Below are 18,850 nucleotides of genomic sequence, written 5' to 3' on the forward strand. Positions count from 1 at the left end.
CTGCTGCCGCCTGCCTCCGATGGGCACAGATCGCGTCAGGTGATCGGGAAGCGGTGCACTCGGGCGTAAGCGAGAGCTACTCGTGGGCGCACGGTGACAGCCAGGACGGCACCCGCCGCCCCCGATTTGATTTCTGGAGCCCCCGAGTGAGCAAGCGCACCTTCCAGCCGAACAACCGCCGTCGTGCCAAGACCCACGGCTTCCGCCTGCGGATGCGTACCCGTGCCGGTCGCGCGATCCTGGCGACCCGCCGCAGCAAGGGTCGCGCCCGCCTGTCCGCCTGATCCCGGTCAGGTCATGCCGTCGTGCTGCCCACCGAGAACCGGCTGAGGCGGCGCGAGGACTTCGCGACCGCGGTACGGCGAGGCCGTCGGGCCGGACGCCCGACTCTCGTCGTCCACCTTCGCAGTGATGCAACGGACCCGCACGCGCCTGGGGAGAGCGCTCCCCCGACGCGTGCGGGTTTCGTCGTGAGCAAGGCCGTCGGGAAGGCGGTCGTGCGCAACACGGTGAAGCGCCGGCTGCGTCACCTGATGCGCGAGCGGATCGACTCGCTTCCCCCCGGTAGCCTGGTAGTAGTACGAGCGCTGCCCGGAGCGGGTGACGCCGGCCACGCTCAACTGGCCCAGGACCTCGATGCCGCCCTTCGACGGCTGTTGGGAGGGGGCACGCGATGAAGTACCCGCTGCTGGCCCTGATCAAGCTGTACCAGTGGACGATCAGTCCGCTGCTCGGGCCGGTGTGCAAGTACTACCCGTCGTGCTCCCACTACGGATACACGGCCATCGACCGGCACGGCGCGGTCAAGGGAACGGCGCTCACCGCCTGGCGCATCCTGCGATGCAACCCGTGGTCCCTGGGCGGTGTGGACCACGTGCCGCAGCGGAAACGACCGCGGTGGCACGAGATGCTGCGCGACGCCTGGCGTGCGCGCACGGGCGGGACCTCCGCCGCCGAACCGGCCACCGAAGGCACCAGCTCTTCGGGGTCGGCAGCAGAGCCCCCGTCCCATGCCCAAGGAGCATGATTAGTGGACACGATTGCCAGCCTGTTCAGCTTCATCACGACACCTGTGTCCTGGGTCATCGTCCAGTTCCACAAGGTGTACGGGGCCATCTTCGGCCCCGACACCGGGTGGGCCTGGGGCCTGTCGATCGTGTCTCTGGTGATCCTCATCCGGATCTGCCTGATCCCGCTCTTCGTGAAGCAGATCAAGGCGACCCGCGCCATGCAGACGCTCCAGCCCGAGATGAAGAAGATCCAGGAGCGCTACAAGAACGACCGGCAGCGCCAGTCCGAGGAAATGATGAAGCTGTACAAGGACACGGGTACCAACCCGCTGTCCTCGTGCCTTCCGATCCTCGCGCAGTCGCCGTTCTTCTTCGCCCTGTACCACGTCCTCAGTGGTATCGCCTCGGGCAAGACCATCGGCGTCATCAACGACGACCTGCTCGCGAGCGCGCGTCAGGCGCACATCTTCGGCGCCCCGCTGGCCGTGAAGTTCATGGACAGCGAGGCGACGGTCCAGAAGCTCGGCGCCTCCCTCACGGACGTCCGTGTCGTCACCGCGATCATGATCGTCCTGATGTCGGCGTCGCAGTTCTTCACGCAGCGCCAGCTGATGACGAAGAACGTCGACACCACGGTCAAGACGCCGTACATGCAGCAGCAGAAGATGCTCATGTACATCTTCCCGGTCATGTTCGCCTTCTTCGGCATCAACTTCCCCGTCGGTGTCCTCGTCTACTGGCTGACCACCAACGTGTGGACCATGGGCCAGCAGATGTTCGTCATCCGCAACAACCCGACGCCGGGCTCGAAGGCGCAGGCCGCGTACCTGGAGCGGCTCACCAAGCACGTCACGCACCACGGCAGGATCCGCCGCCGGGGCGAGAAGGCCATCGTCAAGGCGATCGTCGCCAAGGGCCGCGACCGCAACGAGGCCGAGCGCAAGTTCATCAACGGCCTGACCAAGCTGGGCCTCGCCGCGCAGGCCGACGGCAGCGTCGCCAAGAGCGAGGTGCAGGTCGTCGAGAACGAGGACGGTACGACGACGCCCGCCGGCGCCCCCAAGCGCCAGCAGCCCAAGCGCCAGTCGAAGTCCCAGCGGCAGTCCGGTCCCGCCGCCGCGAAGCCGGCCGGTGAGTCCGCCCCGACGACGTCGCTCACCAAGTCCGACGAGCCGCAGGACACCCCGCCCGCCGCCAAGCCGGCCGCTCCCAAGCCGGGCACCGGCGGTGGCCGCAGCAAGGCCCAGTCCGGGCAGCGCAAGGGTGGCCCGCAGCGCCCCAAGTCCCCGTCCAAGAAGTAAGAAGGAGCCCATCCCGTGACGGAAGGCACCACCTCCGCCGCCGCCGAGGGTGCAGACACCCTGACCCGCCTGGAGCAGGAGGGCGAGATCGCCGCGGACTACCTCGAGGGTCTGCTGGACATCGCCGATCTCGACGGCGACATCGACATGGACGTCGAAGCCGACCGTGCCTCCGTGTCGATCATCAGCGACAGTGGCCGCGACCTCCAGAAGCTCGTCGGCCGCGACGGCGAGGTGCTGGAGGCGCTCCAGGAACTGACCCGGCTGGCCGTGCACCGGGAGACCGGTGACCGCAGCCGGCTGATGCTGGACATCGCGGGCTACCGCGCCCAGAAGCGCACCGAGCTCTCCGAGCTGGGCGCCAAGGCCGCGGCCGACGCGAAGAACTCCGGCGAGCCGGTCCGCCTCAAGCCCATGACGCCGTTCGAGCGCAAGGTCGTGCACGACGCGGTCAAGGCGGCGGGCCTGAGCAGCGAGTCCGAGGGCGAGGAGCCCCAGCGCTTCGTCGTCGTGCTCCCCAGCTGAATCCGGTAGAACTCCGGTTCAGCCAACGCGTTTCTCCCGGCCCCGTCTGTCCAGTCGTGCAGACGGGGCCGGATCTTTTGTCAGCCCGGTGGTTTCGGCCGGCGCTCGGTGCGCCGGTGCGGTACGGAAGGACGGTCCCCGTGACGGAGGCAGCGGAACTCCCCCCTGCGCCCGAGGAGGCTCGTGAGGTATTCGGAGATCGCTTCGCGGACGCGGTCCGGTACGCCGAGCTGCTGGCCGAGGCGGGTGTACGGCGTGGGCTCATCGGCCCCCGCGAGGTGCCCCGGCTCTGGGAGCGGCACATCCTCAACTGCGCGGTGCTCTCCGAGGCGGTGCCCGAGGACGTGACGGTGTGCGACGTCGGGTCGGGCGCCGGGCTGCCCGGCATCCCGCTCGCGCTGGTCCGGGACGACCTCAAGATCACCCTGCTGGAGCCGCTGCTGCGCCGCACCAACTTCCTGGGCGAGGTCGTCGAGCTGCTCGGCCTCGACCATGTCACCGTCGTGCGGGGCCGGGCCGAGGAGGTCATGGGCAAGCTCCAGCCCGTCCATGTGGTGACCGCCCGCGCCGTGGCCCCCCTCGACCGCCTCGCCACCTGGGGCATCCCCCTGCTGAGGCCCTACGGCGAGATGCTCGCGCTGAAGGGGGACGCCGCCGAGGAGGAGCTGAAGAGCGCGGCGACCGCCCTGACGAAGCTCGGCGCGGTCGAGACGTCGATCCTCCACGTCGGCGAGGGCATCGTGGACCCGCTCTCCACGGTTGTCCGCGTCGAGGTCGGTGAGAGCCCCGGCGGGGTGCGGTTCGCGGCGAAGCGCGCCAAGGCGGCCCGGACGGGGCGGGCTCGGCGCCGCAGGTAGCGGACCGGGCTCGGCGCCGCAGGTTATGGGCCGCGCCCCGGAGGCGGAGCCGCCTGCGCCGGTTGCTTTCCGGCGTTTGGGTGGATATCTGACGGAGTGTCGCGGCCGTTCGGCGGGCGGTGCTGGGCATCGTGTTTCACGTGAAACGTCGCTCCCTGCTGCACGGCATCATCAGCCGTGGCCGCGCCGCGGCCGAACCCCGCGACCGTAAGCCTCTCGGTTCACTCGATGAGGGAACGGAGTTGTCCACAGAGGTGGATTTCTCCACAGAAGACCAGACCTCACTGGTTCATGACCCCGAAGGCATGGGAGGCTCTGTGCATAGCGAGCCTGATGTCGAGGAGAGTGAATCCTTGCGGTCCGACGCCAACATCGCGGGACCGATGACCGATCCGGTCCCCGGTCCCCGTACCGAACCGTTGGGGGACGATGTTTCACGTGAAACACCGCCCCCGATGGACGACACCCCGATCGGTCGTGCTGCCCAACTGGCGGTAGAGGCACTGGGTCGTGCAGGTGAGGGCCTGCCACGGCCCGAGCAGACCCGCATCATCGTGGTCGCCAACCAGAAGGGCGGCGTGGGCAAGACGACGACGACCGTCAACCTGGCCGCGTCCCTGGCTCTGCACGGTGGCCGGGTCCTGGTGGTCGACCTCGACCCGCAGGGCAACGCCTCGACGGCCCTGGGGATCGACCACCACGCCGAAGTGCCGTCCATCTACGACGTGTTGGTCGACAGCCGCCCGCTGTCCGAGGTCGTCCAGCCCGTCGTGGACGTCGAGGGCCTCTTCTGCGCCCCGGCCACGATCGACCTCGCCGGCGCGGAGATCGAGCTGGTCTCCCTGGTGGCCCGCGAGAGCCGGCTCCAGCGCGCGATCCAGGCGTACGAGCAGCCGCTGGACTACGTCCTCATCGACTGCCCGCCCTCGCTGGGCCTCCTGACGGTCAACGCGCTGGTGGCCGGCGCGGAGGTCCTCATCCCGATCCAGTGCGAGTACTACGCCCTGGAGGGCCTGGGCCAACTCCTGCGCAACGTCGACCTGGTACGGGGGCACCTCAACCCCACCCTGCACGTGTCGACCATCCTGCTCACCATGTACGACGGCCGGACGCGCCTCGCGTCGCAGGTCGCGGAAGAGGTGCGCACCCACTTCGGCGAGGAGGTGCTGCGGACGAGCATTCCCCGCTCGGTCCGTATCTCCGAGGCGCCGAGCTACGGGCAGACGGTGCTGACCTACGATCCCGGATCGAGCGGCGCCCTCTCCTATCTTGAGGCGGCACGAGAGCTCGCGCTGAAGGGTGTCGGTCTCAGCTACGAGGCTCCCCACGCCCATATCGGCGCCCAGAACAACCCGAACATGGTGGAGGGGATCCAGTGAGTGACCGACGGAAGATCGGCCTGGGCCGTGGCCTGGGCGCACTGATCCCAGCCGCCCCGACCGAGAAGACACCGGCTCAGGCCGCGCTGGGAGGCGGCTCAACGTCCCCCGCGTCGGTCCCGCTGCTCGCCGGGGACCGCGGGGTGGCCGCGGCGAAGGTGGCCACGCTTCCGGCGCCTGTTTCACGTGAAACATCGACGGAGTCGGCCGAGCCGGAGCTGCCGGCGCCGCCCATCGGCGCCCACTTCGCCGAGATCCCCCTCGACGACATCACCCCCAACCCCCGGCAGCCCCGTGACGTCTTCGACGAGGACGCCCTGCACGAGCTGATCACCTCCATCCAAGAGGTCGGCCTCCTCCAGCCGGTCGTCGTCCGTCAGACGGGACCCTCGCGCTACGAGCTCATCATGGGCGAGCGGCGCTGGCGGGCCTGCCGCGAGGCGGGCCTGGAGGCCATCCCGGCGATCGTGCGGGCCACGGACGACGAGAAGCTCCTCCTGGACGCGCTCCTGGAGAACCTCCACCGGGCGCAGCTCAACCCGCTGGAAGAGGCCGCGGCCTACGACCAGTTGCTGAAGGACTTCAACTGCACACACGACCAGTTGGCGGACCGCATCGGCCGGTCCCGCCCTCAGGTCTCCAACACCCTGCGGCTGCTGAAGCTCTCGCCCGCCGTGCAGCGCCGGGTCGCCGCCGGGGTGCTCTCCGCCGGGCACGCCCGCGCACTGCTCTCCGTGGAGGACTCGGAGGAGCAGGACCGGCTGGCCCACCGCATCGTCGCCGAGGGGCTCTCGGTGCGGGCGGTCGAGGAGATCGTGACCCTCATGGGGTCCCGGCCGCAGACGCCGCAGCGGGCCAAGGGGCCGCGTGCCGGTGCCCGGGTCTCCCCGGCGCTGTCCGACCTCGCGACGCGGCTCTCGGACCGCTTCGAGACGCGGGTGAAGGTCGACCTCGGGCAGAAGAAGGGCAAGATCACCGTCGAGTTCGCGTCGATGGAGGACCTGGAGCGCATCCTCGACTCCCTGGCGCCCGGCGAGGGGCCGGCGCTTCAGAAGGGGCTCCTTGAGGGCGGCGGCGGTGAGGAAGAGGAGGCGTAAGCCTCTGGTCGACAGGGGAGTCTGACGTCCTGTCGGGAGGGTGAGCGGGTCGTGTCCGGTGGGTGCCGGAACACGGCCCGCTCTTTGCCTTTCCGGCGTATCGAGGCCATCGCTTCCTGGATACGATGCGGGCGGGTATGGCGCATCCACCGGGCAGCACCTCTGAGGGGGAGGGCGGGGGCCATGCGAACGATGAGCCGGACCGGACTGGTGAGCGCGGGCCTCGGGCTGGGCGCGGTCGGCGGGTTCGTCGGCAGTCTGCTCAGAGAACGGAGCGCTCTGGCAGCCGCTCGCGACGCCGCGGGCGAGAGAAGCGAGGAACAGGCTTCATGGGGCGTCGGCTCGTACCGCTCACGCTGGACAACCTCCAGGACCTTCCCCAGCGCTGCCGCTCGTGTGTCTTCTGGGAGCTCGACCCGGTCAGCGGCGAAGCAGCGGTGAAGGCCGGTACCCCGGCGCTGGAGAAGGAGGCGTGGATCTCCGCCGTCCTGCTCGACTGGGGGTCCTGCGGACGGGTCGTCTACGTCGACGAGGCGCCTGTCGGGTTCGTGCTGTACGCGCCGCCCGCCTATGTCCCGCGCTCCACGGCGTTCCCCACGAGCCCGGTCTCGCCGGACGCCGTGCAGCTGATGACCGGGTTCATCCTGCCGGGGTATCAGGGGCAGGGGCTCGGGCGGGTGATGGTCCAGACGGTCGCCAAGGATCTGCTGAGGCGGGGGTTCAAGGCGGTGGAGGCGTTCGGGGACGCGCGGTGGAGCGGGCCGTCCTGTGTGCTCCCCGCCGAGCATCTGCTGGCGGTCGGCTTCAAGACGGTCCGGCCGCATCCGGTCCACCCTCGGCTGAGGCTGGAGCTGCGGACCACGCTCTCCTGGAAGGAGGACGTGGAGCTGGCGTTGGACCGGCTGCTGGGGGCGGTGCAGAAGGAACCGGCGCTCAGACCGCTGTGACGCGGCATGCGAAAGGGCCGACCCGGGTGGGTCGGCCCTTCGATGTTTCACGTGAAACATCGCCTCAGCGCTGAGCCTTACTCGGCGATGAACTCGTCCAGGTCGCGCAGGATCGCGGCCTTCGGCTTGGCGCCGACGATCGTCTTGGCGACCTCGCCGCCCTGGTAGACGTTGAGCGTCGGGATGGACATGACGCCGTACTTGAGCGCCGTCTCCTGGTTCTCGTCGATGTTCAGCTTGACGATCTCGATCTTCTCGCCGAACTCGGCGGCAATCGCTTCGAGGGAGGGCGCGATCTGACGGCACGGGCCGCACCACTCGGCCCAGAAGTCCACCAGGACGGGCTTGTCGCTCTTGAGGACGACCTCTTCGAAGTCGGCGTCGGTCACATGCTTGAGGGTGCCGGCCACAGGGGCTCCTTAATTCTTCTGCGAGGGGGGCTTCTGCGAGGGGGGCTTCTGTGCAGGGGGAGAGGGGGTCAGACGGTGGTCTTCTCGGCGGCCTGCTCCTCGTCCGCGAGGGCCGCGAGGAAACGCTCGGCGTCGAGCGCGGAGGAGCAGCCCGTACCGGCTGCGGTGATCGCCTGGCGGTAGGTGTGGTCGACGACGTCGCCCGCGGCGAAGACACCGGTCAGGTTGGTCCGGGTCGACGGCGCCTCGACCTTCAGGTAGCCCTCGCCGTCCAGGTCGAGCTGGCCCTTGAAGAGCTCGGTGCGCGGGTCGTGGCCGATCGCGATGAACAGGCCGGTGACCGGGAGGTCGGACAGCTCACCGGTCTTGAGGTTGCGCAGCTTCAGCCCGGCGAGCTTCTGCTCACCCTGGATCTCGGCGACCTCGCTGTCCCAGACGAACTTGATCTTCGGGTCGGCGAAGGCGCGCTCCTGCATCGCCTTGGAGGCGCGCAGGGAGTCCCGGCGGTGGACGATCGTCACGGACCGGGCGAAGCGCGAGAGGAACGTCGCCTCCTCCATCGCGGTGTCGCCGCCGCCGATCACGGCGATGTCCTGGTCCTTGAAGAAGAACCCGTCACAGGTGGCGCACCAGGAGACACCGCGCCCGGAGAGGACGTCCTCGTTCGGCAGGCCGAGCTTGCGGTGCTGGGAGCCGGTCGTGACGATGACGGCCTTCGCCTTGTGGACCGTGCCCGCGGTGTCCGTGACGGTCTTGATCTCACCGGTGAGGTCGACGGACACGATGTCGTCCGGGATCAGCTCGGCGCCGAAGCGCTCCGCCTGGGCGCGCATGTTGTCCATGAGGTCGGGGCCCATGATGCCGTCGCGGAAGCCCGGGAAGTTCTCCACCTCGGTGGTGTTCATCAGGGCACCGCCCGCGGTGACGGCGCCTTCGAACACCAGCGGCTTCAGCGACGCCCGCGCGGTGTAGAGGGCAGCCGTGTAGCCGGCGGGCCCGGAGCCGATGATGATCACGTTACGGACGTCGCTCACGGCTAGGTTCCTCGTCTCTGGTCTGCGTCGTTCGACCGGTGGGAGCATCACTGCGCTCTCACCCCACCCAACGGATACTAAGGGGCGTGCATTCCCGGTGTGTCCGGGCACACGGAGGCTCGGGCGCGGGGGTCGACGCGGTATCGGCGCGGTGGACGGGGCGCCGGGGGCTACGGCTGGGCGTACGAGCGCTTGAGCAGCACGTCAGCCTGGGTGGCGGGGTGCTGTTCGCAGGCGCGGTCGACGAGGTAGGCGTCGACGTGGGTGCGGTCGGAGGCGTTGCGGAAGACGACGAGGAGGACGTCCTTGCCCTCGTAGACGCCTTCCTTCGAGACGAGCGCCTGGTCCGTGCGGGCCGTGCCCTTCAGGACGCAGGCCGGGATGCTCGGCGCGCGGAGCACCTGGGGGCTCTCGACCGTGCCCTGGATCCCGACGTCGCCCTTCGGGGAGCGGGACGACGACCGGTGGGTCTGGAGGGCGGCGTCGACGGATTCCTGGAGGGTGCCCTGGGAGAAGGTGTCCGCCGCTGTGGGACCGCCGCTGTCTCCGTCGCCCCCGGCGAGAGAAGAGAGCAGGACCGAGCCGAGGCCCAGGGCGGCGGCGGTGAACACGCCGAGGACGGCCGCTGTGCGGCGGCGGCTGCGGGGGCGTCCCTTGGTCTTGCGGCCGGGGCCGGTGGTGGCGCGGGGGTGACCGGAAGGGCGGTCGGAGGTGCGGTCGGGCGGCGATGTTTCACGTGAAACATCGGAAGCTTCGGCAGCCACCTCGGCCTCAGGTACCTCAGCCTCAGTCACCTCAGCCGCAGCCAGCTCAGCCCCAGCCACCCCGGCCTCAGCCACCCCAGCCCCAGCCCCAGAGGCCATCGCCCCCGCCTCCGCCGTCAGCGCCGCGTCGATCCGCAGGACGACGTCCTCCGGCATCGCCACCGGCTCCGGCAGCGTTCCGAGGAGTTCGCGGATCTCCTCCAGCGACGCGTACGTGTCGGCGCAGACCTCGCACCCGTCCAGATGCCGGCGCAGTTCTGTGGTCCGGGACGGCGTGGGGAGGCCCTCGGTGAGGTCGGAGAGCTCAGCGACGTCCGGGTGCCCGGCCGTGTCCGTCGTCGATGTCACGCTCGCCCACCTCCGCCCTTCGCGGTAGCTGAATCGCCGGTCCCGGCTCCGTCCGGACCCTTTTCGCAGGGATCCGCTGCCGGTGGGACGGATGTCCCCGCTCCCTGGTTCCGTCCGGTGCCCGACTCCTTCTCGCCGCCGCTGTTTTCCGGCCGGAGATGGGTGAGCAGGGGGAGGAGTCTCGCGCGCCCTCTGGCGCAGCGGCTCTTCACGGTGCCGGTGGGGACGTCGAGCACCTTGGCCGCCTCGGCGACGGGATAGCCCTGCATGTCGACGAGGACGAGGGCGGCGCGCTGGTCCGGCGGCAGGGTGCCCAGGGCCTCGATGAGCTGCCGGTGCACATCGCCGCGCTCGACCGGCTCGGAGGCGGACTCGTGGGGTTCCAGGAGCTGTTCGAGCCGCTCGGTGTCGTCGACCGGCGAGGTCTTGCGGGAGGCGGCCTTGCGGGCCCGGTCGAGGCAGGCGTTCACGGTGATGCGGTGCAGCCAGGTGGTGACCGCCGACTGGCCCCGGAAGGTGTGGGCGGCCCGGTACGCCGACACCAGCGCGTCCTGCACGGCGTCGGCGGCCTCCTCCCGGTCCCCCAGCGTCCGCAGCGCGACGGCCCACAGCCGGTCACGGTGCCGCCGCACGATCTCACCGAAGGCGTCGGGGTCGCCTGTCACATGGCGGGCGAGCAGATCGGAATCGCTCACACCGTCGAACCCGGCGCCTTCCGCCATCGGCCTCCTCCCCCTCCGGTGAGATGTCAGCCCGTGAACTTCACGTTCGTTATGGCCTGCTTGTACCCGGCGTTGTTGTACTCGTCCTGCCCCGAGTACGGCAGAGCCGTCAGCCATACGAGAACGTACCGCGTCTTCACCGCGGTCTTGGCGGAGAACGTGAGTTGGTTGCTCTTGGTCTCCTTCTCGGCGATCTTCGTCATCGAGCCGAGCGGAGCGGAGGAGGAGAGCGAGTCGGTGGCGTACAGGGTGCCGGTGGTGTGGTCACCGCCGTAGAGCAGCTCTATCGAGGCGCCCGACAGCTCCTGCTCGGACCCGAGGTCGTAGACGATGCCGACGCCCTGCTTGAAGGGAGCGAGGGTGGGCCCTTCGACGAACGTGTACGTCCGCCAGTAGGTGGAGCCCTTCTTGTCGTAGGTCAGCCCCACGTCGTCGGCGTGCTGCGGCTTGCCGTCCGGGTAGTACTCGGCGGCGTCCTCGATCGGCAGCGTCTTGACCGGCTTCGGTGCCGAGCTCGGCTTGTCGCCGTCGTCGTCCGTCTGGGTCTGGTTGGTGTCGGAGTCGCGCTGGCCGAGGAGTGCCTCCGCGAGCTGCCAGCTGCCGAGGCCGAGGGCGGCGATGAGGAGGGCGGAGACGGCCCACTTCAGGGCCTTGCCGGTGCGGCTCTGGAGCGGGGGCGGCGGGGCCGGGACCGGCTGGGTGACGTGGGGGGCCGGACGGCCGTACGTGCCCTGCTGGTAGGTGGTGCGCTGGTAGTCCGGGGGCGCGGTGAAGACCGGCTCCGGGGGGCGGATGCGGGGCATCTCGCCGATCGCCTTGACCAGTTCCTCCGGCGTCGTGCACGCGGCCTCGTGCCGGGAGGCGGTCGCGCCGTCGTTGACGAGGGCCCGCATCGCCAGCTCGGACAGGCCGCGGTGGACGTGCGCGCGGACCTGGTCGGGGGCGATGAGGCCGACGCCCTTGGGCAGCCCGGCGAGGCCGTGCGCGTCGTTCTCGTACGGCCAGCGCTGGGTGAGCGCCGCGTACAGCAGGGCGCCGATCGCCTCGGTGTCGGCGCGCTGCGGGGTGTCGGAGGCGATGCCGCGCAGCGCCGCGTTCACCGCGAGGCCGCGGACGCGCCACTGCCCGGTGGAGGTGCGCAGCACGGTGCCCGGCGTGAGCCGCAGATGGGACAGGCCCTCGCGGTGGGCGGCGGCCATGGCCGCGGCGAGCTGACTGACCATCTGGTACGCGTCGTGCGGCTCCAGGGGCCCGGCGGCCAGCAGCGTGGTCAGCTCGACCGCGTCGGGCAGCCACTCGTGGACGACGTACACGAGGTCGTTCTCCTCGACGGCGTCCAGCACCTGCACGAACCGCGGGTCGCCGAGGAGGGCCGCCGAGCGGGCCGCGGCCAGCACGGACCGCGCTCGCGCGTGGTCGGCCGGCAGGACGTGGACGCCGACCGCGCGGCGGAGTTTCTCGTCGACCGCGCGCCAGCTGCTGAACCCGTCCAGACGGGTGACGCACTCTTCGAGACGGTACCGTCTGGCAAGTTTGTGGCCGCTGTGCAGCTCCGGTGCCGAGGTCTTCCCGGGACGCTCCGTCCCGTCACTCCCCTGTACCTCGTCGCTGTCCGTGTCCCGCTCCCGGTTCTGGGCCACGCCGTCGGCCGTGGACTCGTCCGCCTGTGCGGTCGGCGGCTCGGCGCCGCCGTTCGCTGCCACGTCGACGGCAGCCGTGCTCCGTTCCGCCACCGTCGCTCCCTGCCTCCCCATGTCATCGCGCGTCGCCGGCGATCGTGCACGCCGTTCGACGCCGAACCAATTGTGCCCACAGTCCGCCGCTATGCACGACACACGGCGGCGGACGATGGTTGTGCGCTGCGGCCCGGTCAGCGACCGAGTCGTCCGCGCACCATACCGACGAGCGAGTTGAGCTCCTCGATCCGCATCCGCCGTGCGGCCACGAAGAAGACTCCGAGCAGGACCGCGCCGCCCGCCAGCAGCGCGGCGAACGAGCCGATCACGCCCTGCCCGAGCGTGTGGGCGATGCCGTAGCAGGCGGCGCCGGCCAGCAGCGCGGCCGGCACCGAGGCGATGCACAGCCGCGCGTACGTCCGCAGCACGCGCGCGCCGTCGAGGTCGCCGCCGAGCCGCTTGCGCAGCCGGGACCAGGCGACGCCGACGCCGATCGCGTACGCCAGACCGTACGCGCCGGCCATGCCGATCACCGCCCAGCGGGCCGGCAGGACGAAGTAACACAGCGCCGAGGCGCCCGCGTTGACGGCGGCGACGATGACCGTGTTGTAGAAGGGGGTGCGGGTGTCTTCGTACGCGTAGAACGCGCGCAGGACGACGTACTGCACGGAGTAGGGGATCAGGCCGAGGCCGAACGCCATCAGCATGAAGCCCATGTTGGTGGCCGAGCCGGTGCCCGAGGAGCCGAAGATCAGGGTGCACATCGGGACGCCGAGGGCGAGGAAGCCGAAGGCGATCGGGACGATGGCGACGGCCGTGGTGCGCAGGCCCTGCGAGATGTCGTCGCGGACGGCCCCCGCGTCGTGCTCGGCGGCCGAGCGGGCCAGGCGCGGCAGCAGCGCGGCCATCAGCGAGACGGTGATGATGGCCTGCGGCAGGCCCCAGATCAGCTGCGCGTTGGCGTAGGCGGCGAAACCGGTGCCGTCGACCGGCGAGTCCTTCCCGGCCATGGTGGACAGCTGGGAGACGACGAGGGCGCCCGCCTGGTTGGCGAGGACGAACAGGAACGTCCACTTCGCGAGGGTGACGGCCTTGCCGAGGCCGTGGCCGCGCCAGTCGAAGCGCAGCCGCATCCGGAAGCCGGTCTCGCGCAGGTAGGGGATCATCGCGAGGGCCTGGACGACGAGGCCGAGCAGGATGCCGACGCCGAGCAGGCGCTGGCCCTCCGGCGGGATGTTGGTGACCTTCATGCCGGAGTCGGCGGCGGTGCCGTAGACCCAGATGAACATGCCCAGCGTCACGATGATGACGATGTTGTTGAGGACCGGCGTCCACATCATCGCGCCGAACTTGCCGCGCGCGTTGAGGATCTGGCCCATGACGACGTGCACGCCCATGAAGAAGATGGACGGCAGGAAGTACTGGACGAAGGTGACGCCGACGTTGTTGGCGGCCGGGTCGCTGGCGACGGAGTCCGACAGCAGGCGGATCAGGAGCGGCGCGCCGAAGATCGACGCGGCGGTCAGGACGCCGAGGGCGACCATGACGAGGGTCAGCAGCCGGTTGGCGAACGCCTCGCCGCCGTCGTCGTCCTCCTTCATCGCGCGCACGAGCTGCGGCACGAAGACGGAGTTGAGGCCGCCGCCGACGGTCAGGATGTAGATCATCGTCGGGAGCTGGTAGGCGACCTGGAAGGTGTCGCCGAGGAGGCCGACGCCGAGCGCCGAGACGATCATCGCGGAGCGGACGAAGCCGGTGAGGCGCGAGACCATCGTGCCGGCCGCCATCACCGCGCTGGACTTCAGCAGCCCGGCGGCCTTGCCGCCCTTCTTCACGGGAGCCGGAGCGGTGGCGGTGGCCGCGGCGCCGGGGACCGGTTCGGGGGGCTCGGGGGCCGCCGCCGTGAGGTTCATCGTCCGGTCGTCGGCGGGCGGGTACTGCGGGGCCGGGACCTGCGGGTTCTCCATGTGCGGGCGGTCGGTCTGCGGGCGCGGCGTGCGGGAGGGCCGAGGAGGCTGGGGGGGCTGAGCGGGCTGGGGGGCGCCGCCGCCCTGTCCCTGGTGCCCCTGGTCGCGGAAGAGGTGCGCGAACGCGTCCGGCTGCGGCTGCTCGTCGGCGGAGTGCGTCACCAGGTCGTCCACGCCCACGAACTGCGTGGTGCGCGCGTCGTCGCCGTACGGCAGGTACTGCGTCGGCCCCTCCGGCTCGGGCGCCGGGGGCTGGGCCCAGACCTGCGGGTCGGGGGCGTACGGCGAGGGCTGGGGCTGGCCGTAGAGGGGCTGCGGGGGGTAGGTGCCGGGCGGCGGCGGGGGGTGCGCGGCGCGGTCGTACAGCGCCTCGGTGACCGGGTCCTGGGCGGTGAGGTCCTGCGCGCGGTAGGGGTCCTGGGCGAAGGCGTCCTGGAGGTACGGATCGGCGGGCTGCTGCGGCACCTGGCCGTGCTCGGGCGGCGGCGGGCCCTCGGGGTGGCCCGAGCCGCCCACGCCCTGGCCGCGGTCACCGTCGTACGGCGCGTTCATGGTTACCCCACCTCATCGTCCCGGGCCGACCGGCCACGACATCCTCAACGGTCCACTCTCTCACCCGTGCCGGACGGGTCCGTGCTTTCCGCTGCGGTGTCCGGTGACTCGTCACTCGGCTGCTGCGGGTCGTCTTCCCCGGGCCGGGCGGTGGACTCCTCGGTGGGCTCACCGGCGTCGCTCTGCGCCGCGCGGGCGGCGGCGCGCTTGCGGTGGGTGTACATCCGGAAGCCGGCCAGGACGAGCAGCAGGAAGCCGCCGCCGATGACCAGCATGACCGTGGCCGTGATCTCGGTGACCTTCACGTCGAAGACGACTTCCTTGCCGTACGGCTGGCCGTCCTGGGTGAAGAGCTGCGCGACGACCGTCGTCTTGCCGTTGGCGTTGGCGGACGTGGTGAACTTCACGCTCGTGCTGTGTCCGCCGGAGACCGTGATGTCCTGCTCGGCCCAGTCGTGGCCGGCGATCTCCAGACGCGTCGGGTTCGTCGAGGTGATCCGCAGGACCAGGTGGTCGACGCCCTGCACCAGGCTGTTCTGCACGGTCACCGGGATCGTGGCGCTGCGCCCCGACAGCTTGGTCTCCGACTTGTCGATCAGCCGGACCTGGTCGGTGAGCGTCGTCAGGTGCGCGGCGACGCCCTGCCGGTAGGAGCCCGCCGCCGCGCCGCGCCCGCGCCACGACGTCGACATCTCCCGGTTTATGGCCCGCCCGAAGGGGGTCACGACCCGCGACTCGTCGGTCAGGATCACCTTGAAGTTGTCGAGCTTGCCCTGCGTGTTCGCGATGTCCTGGAACGCCGTCTTCGACATCTCCTGCTTGCGCAGGGACGACGGGTACGACGACCTGCCCGGCACCGTCGTGGCGGCCCCCGGGTCGGGCTTGACCGCCGCGGTCGCCGTGAGGGCCTGCGCCTGGGACCAGGAGCCGCCCTGCAACGCGGTCACGGCCTTCGCGAGCGCCTGCGCCTGCCCGGCGGTCGGCATCCGCTGCGGCGCGACGACGACACTGCGCTGCTTGTCGTTCTGGAGGTTCAGCGCGAGGCTCTGCGCCAGGAAGTTCTGTACGGCGAGGGTGGCCGCCGCCGCGCTCGTCAGGTCGCCCTGGAACGCCGTCGACAGCCGGTAGTCGGCGACGACCGCCGTGGTGCCGCCGCCGATCGGGCGGGCCGCGGAGGGCGTGTACGACAGGTCGTCCGCCAGGCTGTCGCTGCGGGCGATCACCTTGTCGGCGCCCGCCGAGGTCGCGACCTTGACGATCGACGGGTCGACGGCGCCGTTCACCGGCCACGCGAAGTCCGTGGACGGCGTGACGTGCAGGACGGTCTCCACCGTCGTCGCGGCGACGTCCGTGGCGGCCTTGAGCTGGCTCAGCGTGCCCGTGACGTTCGTGCCGTTGTGCGCGAGGGCGGCCAGGTCGGGGTCGGCGAACGGCAGCGCGACGACCTCCTTGCCGGTCACGGCGCCCTGGAGCTCGTCGAGGAACTGCTTCGCGACGGCCGAGTGGGTGCCCGCGACGGTGGTGTCGTCGCCGGCCTGGACGCGGTAGCCGCCGCTCATCGCGTCCACGGACGCCAGCAGGTCCGGGTCGATCACCCAGGTGACGTCCAGGGTCTTGCCCAGCGCCACGAGCTGCTCCAGACGGCCGCCGGGCGCGATCTCCGCCGCGAGGTCGTCGTTGAGGAAGACCGGGGTCTGCTGCTGGTTCGAGCCCGTCTCCGCCGTCACGTGCACGGTCGAGATCAGCGGCCACAGGACGGTCGTCCGCGTCGGCGCGTCCGGTTCGTCCGACCGCCACGGCAGGAACGTCCGCCGCGCGCCCAGGACCTGGTCCCAGGACTGCGCGGCCGTCTCGCCGGAGAGCGTGACGCCCAGCGGGTAGATGCCGTCGCCGTCCAGCTCCAGCTTGTCGACCGGGACGGTGATCGTGAACGGCTGGGCCACGCCCGGCGTGAGCGTCGTGAACTTCGCGGTGTACGCCCCGCCCACCGGGCTGCCGTCCGCGCCGGACACGGAGTCGGAGCGCTTGGCGGCGTCCGCGATCGCCGAGCGGGTCGTCAGCACGGAGCCGACGCGCAGATCGACGTGCGCGTCGGTCACCGCCTGCTTGCCGTTGTTGGTCACCGTGCCGGACACGGTCAGCGTGTCGCCGTCCTTCGGCACGGTCGGGGTGAGCGCGTCGACGGCGACGGACACCGTGCCCGCGTCGGACGCCTCCCTGAGGGCCTCGGGCGCCGCCTGCGCCGTCGTGGCAGCGGGCAGCAGCAGCCCGGCCAGCAGGGGCGCGCCCGCGAGCAGTGCCCCGGTGCGCCGCAGCCAGCGGCGGGCAGGTGAGGGGGTCGACCCCGGGTTGTCTGCCGCCTCGGCCACGCGTTCGCCGTCCCTCGTCGTCGTCAGTGGTCGTCGGAATGTGCGTCCACGCATGGTAACGAGGCGCGCAGAAGGTAAGTGCCGCGGACTGGTCCACAAGATCGGAAAGTGGGGGTGAGGCGTCCCCAATGTGTCCTTGTAAAGGGGTCCTTATATAGGGGAGCGGTCCCGGTCGCGGCGCACGCGGGTGCGCGGGCGGATCCTGTGCAGGTATCGGGCGGGGTTCCTTCACCGCCTCCGCCGTGTCCCGCGAGCCGAAATCCGGGAGCCCGGCGCTCCCGGGGCCACGTACCCTTTTCTGTTGTGCCGAACGCCAACAAAGACAACCTCGACGTCGCGCCCGTCGCCGACGACCTCGCCCGCCGCTTCCAGGAGGCCGGGTTCTCCCTCGCCCTGGTCGGCGGCTCGGTCCGGGACGCGCTGCTGGGCCGGCTCGGCAACGACCTCGACTTCACGACCGACGCCCGCCCCGAGGCCGTCCTCAAAATCGTCCGGCCGTGGGCGGACGCGGTGTGGGAGGTCGGGATCGCCTTCGGGACGGTCGGCGCGCAGAAGGACGGCTGGCAGATCGAGGTCACCACCTACCGCTCCGAGGCGTACGACCGGACCTCCCGCAAACCCGAGGTGTCCTACGGCGAATCCATCGAGGAGGACCTCGTCCGCCGGGACTTCACCGTCAACGCGATGGCCCTCGCCCTCCCCGAGCGGACGTTCATCGACCCGCACGGCGGCCTCGACGACCTCGCCGCGCGCGTCCTGCGCACCCCCGGCACCCCGGAGGACTCCTTCTCGGACGACCCCCTGCGGATGATGCGGGCTGCGCGCTTCGCCGCTCAGCTCGACTTCGAGGTCGCCCCCGAGGTCGTCACCGCGATGACGGACATGGCCGAGCGGATCGGCATCGTCTCCGCCGAGCGCGTCCGGGACGAGCTGAACAAGCTGATCCTCTCCGCGCACCCCCGCGAGGGCCTCACGCTCCTCGTCGACACGGGCCTCGCCGAGCGCGTCCTGCCCGAACTCCCCGCGCTCCGGCTGGAGAGCGACGAGCACCACCGGCACAAGGACGTGTACGAGCACACGCTGATCGTCCTCGAACAGGCGATGGCCCTGGAGGAGGACGGCCCCGACCTCGTCCTGCGGCTGGCCGCGCTCCTCCACGACATCGGCAAGCCGCGCACTCGGCGCTTCGAGAGCGACGGGCGGGTCTCCTTCCACCACCACGAGGTGGTCGGCGCGAAGATGACCACGAAGCGGATGACGGCCCTCAAGTACTCCAACGAGCTGGTGAAGGACGTCTCCCGGCTCGTCGAACTCCACCTGCGCTTCCACGGCTACGGTGCCGGCGAGTGGACCGACTCCGCGGTCCGCCGCTACGTCCGTGACGCCGGTCCCCTCCTCTCCCGGCTCCACAAGCTGACCCGCTCCGACTGCACGACCCGCAACCGCCGCAAGGCCGTGAGCCTCTCCCGTGCCTACGACGGCCTTGAGGAGCGGATCGTCGAACTCGGCAAGCAGGAGGAGCTCGACGCGATCCGCCCCGACCTCGACGGCAACCAGATCATGGAGATCCTGGGGGTCGGTCCGGGGCCGGCGATCGGGAAGGCGTACAAGTTCCTGCTGGAGCTGCGGCTGGAGAACGGGCCGATGGAGCATGACGCGGCGGTGGCGGCGCTCAAGGAGTGGTGGGCGGGGCAGGAGTGAGGGCATGAAAGTGGGGCGATGTTTCACGTGAAACATCGCCCCACTTCGCGTTCAACACCTGCGCAGACCCTTTAGAGGGTGGGTCGCGTGACGTGCATCACTGGGTGAGGAGTGTACTTCTTGCGAGGTGACGAAGTGTGGTTGGATTATTTCTGATTTTTTCCAATCTCTGGAGGCGAAATGAAGCGAGT

General features: G+C 70.5%; 17 protein-coding genes. 10 read left to right on the top strand and 7 right to left on the bottom strand.

All coding sequences use genetic code 11. The features are described 5' to 3' along the window. Window positions 1-146: 146 nt before the first annotated feature. From rpmH to PV682_RS31415, 9 genes are all read left to right on the top strand, one after another. Window positions 147-284, top strand: a complete 138-nt coding sequence (gene rpmH / locus PV682_RS31375) for a 50S ribosomal protein L34 (RefSeq protein ID WP_003975051.1) — start codon at window positions 147-149, stop codon at window positions 282-284. Window positions 285-305: 21 nt separating this feature from the next. Beyond that, window positions 306-677, top strand: coding sequence for a ribonuclease P protein component (gene rnpA / locus PV682_RS31380; RefSeq protein ID WP_079057172.1), 372 nt, complete (start codon window positions 306-308; stop codon window positions 675-677). Further along, the gene (yidD, locus tag PV682_RS31385; RefSeq protein ID WP_055724192.1) at window positions 674-1,027 is read left to right on the top strand and encodes a membrane protein insertion efficiency factor YidD; all 354 of its coding nucleotides are present in this window, start codon (window positions 674-676) and stop codon (window positions 1,025-1,027) included. The genes rnpA and yidD overlap by 4 nt, the downstream gene beginning before the upstream one ends. Before the next feature lie 3 nt (window positions 1,028-1,030). After that, window positions 1,031-2,311, top strand: a complete 1,281-nt coding sequence (gene yidC / locus PV682_RS31390; protein WP_319735156.1) for a membrane protein insertase YidC — start codon at window positions 1,031-1,033, stop codon at window positions 2,309-2,311. Window positions 2,312-2,326: 15 nt separating this feature from the next. Beyond that, entirely contained in the window at window positions 2,327-2,836 is a 510-nt protein-coding gene (locus PV682_RS31395; protein WP_055724190.1) for a Jag family protein, read from the top strand. A gap of 140 nt (window positions 2,837-2,976) precedes the next feature. Further along, entirely contained in the window at window positions 2,977-3,693 is a 717-nt protein-coding gene (gene rsmG / locus PV682_RS31400) for a 16S rRNA (guanine(527)-N(7))-methyltransferase RsmG (RefSeq protein WP_055724189.1), read from the top strand. Window positions 3,694-3,998: 305 nt separating this feature from the next. Beyond that, complete coding sequence (locus tag PV682_RS31405; RefSeq protein WP_079057171.1) at window positions 3,999-5,072, top strand: AAA family ATPase; 1,074 nt, start codon at window positions 3,999-4,001, stop codon at window positions 5,070-5,072. Continuing rightward, complete coding sequence (locus PV682_RS31410; RefSeq protein ID WP_112472866.1) at window positions 5,069-6,169, top strand: ParB/RepB/Spo0J family partition protein; 1,101 nt, start codon at window positions 5,069-5,071, stop codon at window positions 6,167-6,169. Before PV682_RS31405 ends, PV682_RS31410 begins: the two co-directional genes overlap by 4 nt. 329 nt (window positions 6,170-6,498) lie before the next feature. Continuing rightward, on the top strand, window positions 6,499-7,116 hold the full coding sequence (locus tag PV682_RS31415) for a GNAT family N-acetyltransferase (RefSeq protein ID WP_055724186.1): 618 nt from the start codon (window positions 6,499-6,501) through the stop codon (window positions 7,114-7,116). Window positions 7,117-7,193: 77 nt separating this feature from the next. Here the strand turns inward: PV682_RS31415 and trxA are convergent, their stop codons facing one another. The 7 genes from trxA to PV682_RS31450 all read right to left on the bottom strand — a co-directional run bounded on the left by trxA (window position 7,194) and on the right by PV682_RS31450 (window position 16,958). Next, window positions 7,194-7,526 carry a thioredoxin gene (trxA, locus tag PV682_RS31420; protein ID WP_010353465.1) on the bottom strand — a complete coding sequence of 111 codons (333 nt, stop codon included), beginning with the start codon at window positions 7,524-7,526 and terminating at the stop codon, window positions 7,194-7,196. Window positions 7,527-7,594: 68 nt separating this feature from the next. After that, window positions 7,595-8,560, bottom strand: coding sequence for a thioredoxin-disulfide reductase (gene trxB, locus PV682_RS31425; RefSeq protein ID WP_319735157.1), 966 nt, complete (start codon window positions 8,558-8,560; stop codon window positions 7,595-7,597). 170 nt (window positions 8,561-8,730) lie between these two features. Then, window positions 8,731-9,672: an anti-sigma factor family protein gene (locus tag PV682_RS31430; protein WP_319735158.1), complete on the bottom strand. Its 942-nt coding sequence runs from the start codon at window positions 9,670-9,672 to the stop codon at window positions 8,731-8,733. After that, window positions 9,669-10,394: an RNA polymerase sigma factor SigM gene (gene sigM, locus PV682_RS31435; protein ID WP_319735159.1), complete on the bottom strand. Its 726-nt coding sequence runs from the start codon at window positions 10,392-10,394 to the stop codon at window positions 9,669-9,671. Before sigM ends, PV682_RS31430 begins: the two co-directional genes overlap by 4 nt. 26 nt (window positions 10,395-10,420) lie before the next feature. After that, window positions 10,421-12,127 (bottom strand): protein kinase family protein, encoded by a 1,707-nt coding sequence (locus tag PV682_RS31440; protein ID WP_319735160.1) that lies wholly within the window; start codon window positions 12,125-12,127, stop codon window positions 10,421-10,423. Window positions 12,128-12,264: 137 nt separating this feature from the next. After that, on the bottom strand, window positions 12,265-14,589 hold the full coding sequence (gene murJ / locus PV682_RS31445; protein ID WP_319735161.1) for a murein biosynthesis integral membrane protein MurJ: 2,325 nt from the start codon (window positions 14,587-14,589) through the stop codon (window positions 12,265-12,267). Between the two features lie 44 nt (window positions 14,590-14,633). Continuing rightward, window positions 14,634-16,958, bottom strand: coding sequence for a DUF6049 family protein (locus tag PV682_RS31450; RefSeq protein WP_319735162.1), 2,325 nt, complete (start codon window positions 16,956-16,958; stop codon window positions 14,634-14,636). Window positions 16,959-17,261: 303 nt separating this feature from the next. Here PV682_RS31450 and PV682_RS31455 point away from each other — a divergent pair, with 303 nt between their 5' ends. Next, window positions 17,262-18,659 (top strand): CCA tRNA nucleotidyltransferase, encoded by a 1,398-nt coding sequence (locus PV682_RS31455; RefSeq protein ID WP_319735163.1) that lies wholly within the window; start codon window positions 17,262-17,264, stop codon window positions 18,657-18,659. Window positions 18,660-18,850: the final 191 nt, after the last annotated feature.

It is taken from the genome of Streptomyces niveiscabiei (assembly GCF_033794345.1).
GTDB classification, from domain to species: domain Bacteria; phylum Actinomycetota; class Actinomycetes; order Streptomycetales; family Streptomycetaceae; genus Streptomyces; species Streptomyces niveiscabiei.

What these genes read in the sequence shown, in the direction of transcription:
- yidD (WP_055724192.1), top strand. Translation starts at nt 674, where the DNA reads ATGAAGTACCCGCTGCTGGCCCTGATCAAGCTGTACCAGTGGACGATC.
- PV682_RS31405 (WP_079057171.1), top strand. Translation starts at nt 3,999, where the DNA reads ATGGGAGGCTCTGTGCATAGCGAGCCTGATGTCGAGGAGAGTGAATCC.
- PV682_RS31415 (WP_055724186.1), top strand. Translation starts at nt 6,499, where the DNA reads ATGGGGCGTCGGCTCGTACCGCTCACGCTGGACAACCTCCAGGACCTT.
- sigM (WP_319735159.1), bottom strand. Translation starts at nt 10,394, where the DNA reads ATGGCGGAAGGCGCCGGGTTCGACGGTGTGAGCGATTCCGATCTGCTC.
- murJ (WP_319735161.1), bottom strand. Translation starts at nt 14,589, where the DNA reads ATGAACGCGCCGTACGACGGTGACCGCGGCCAGGGCGTGGGCGGCTCG.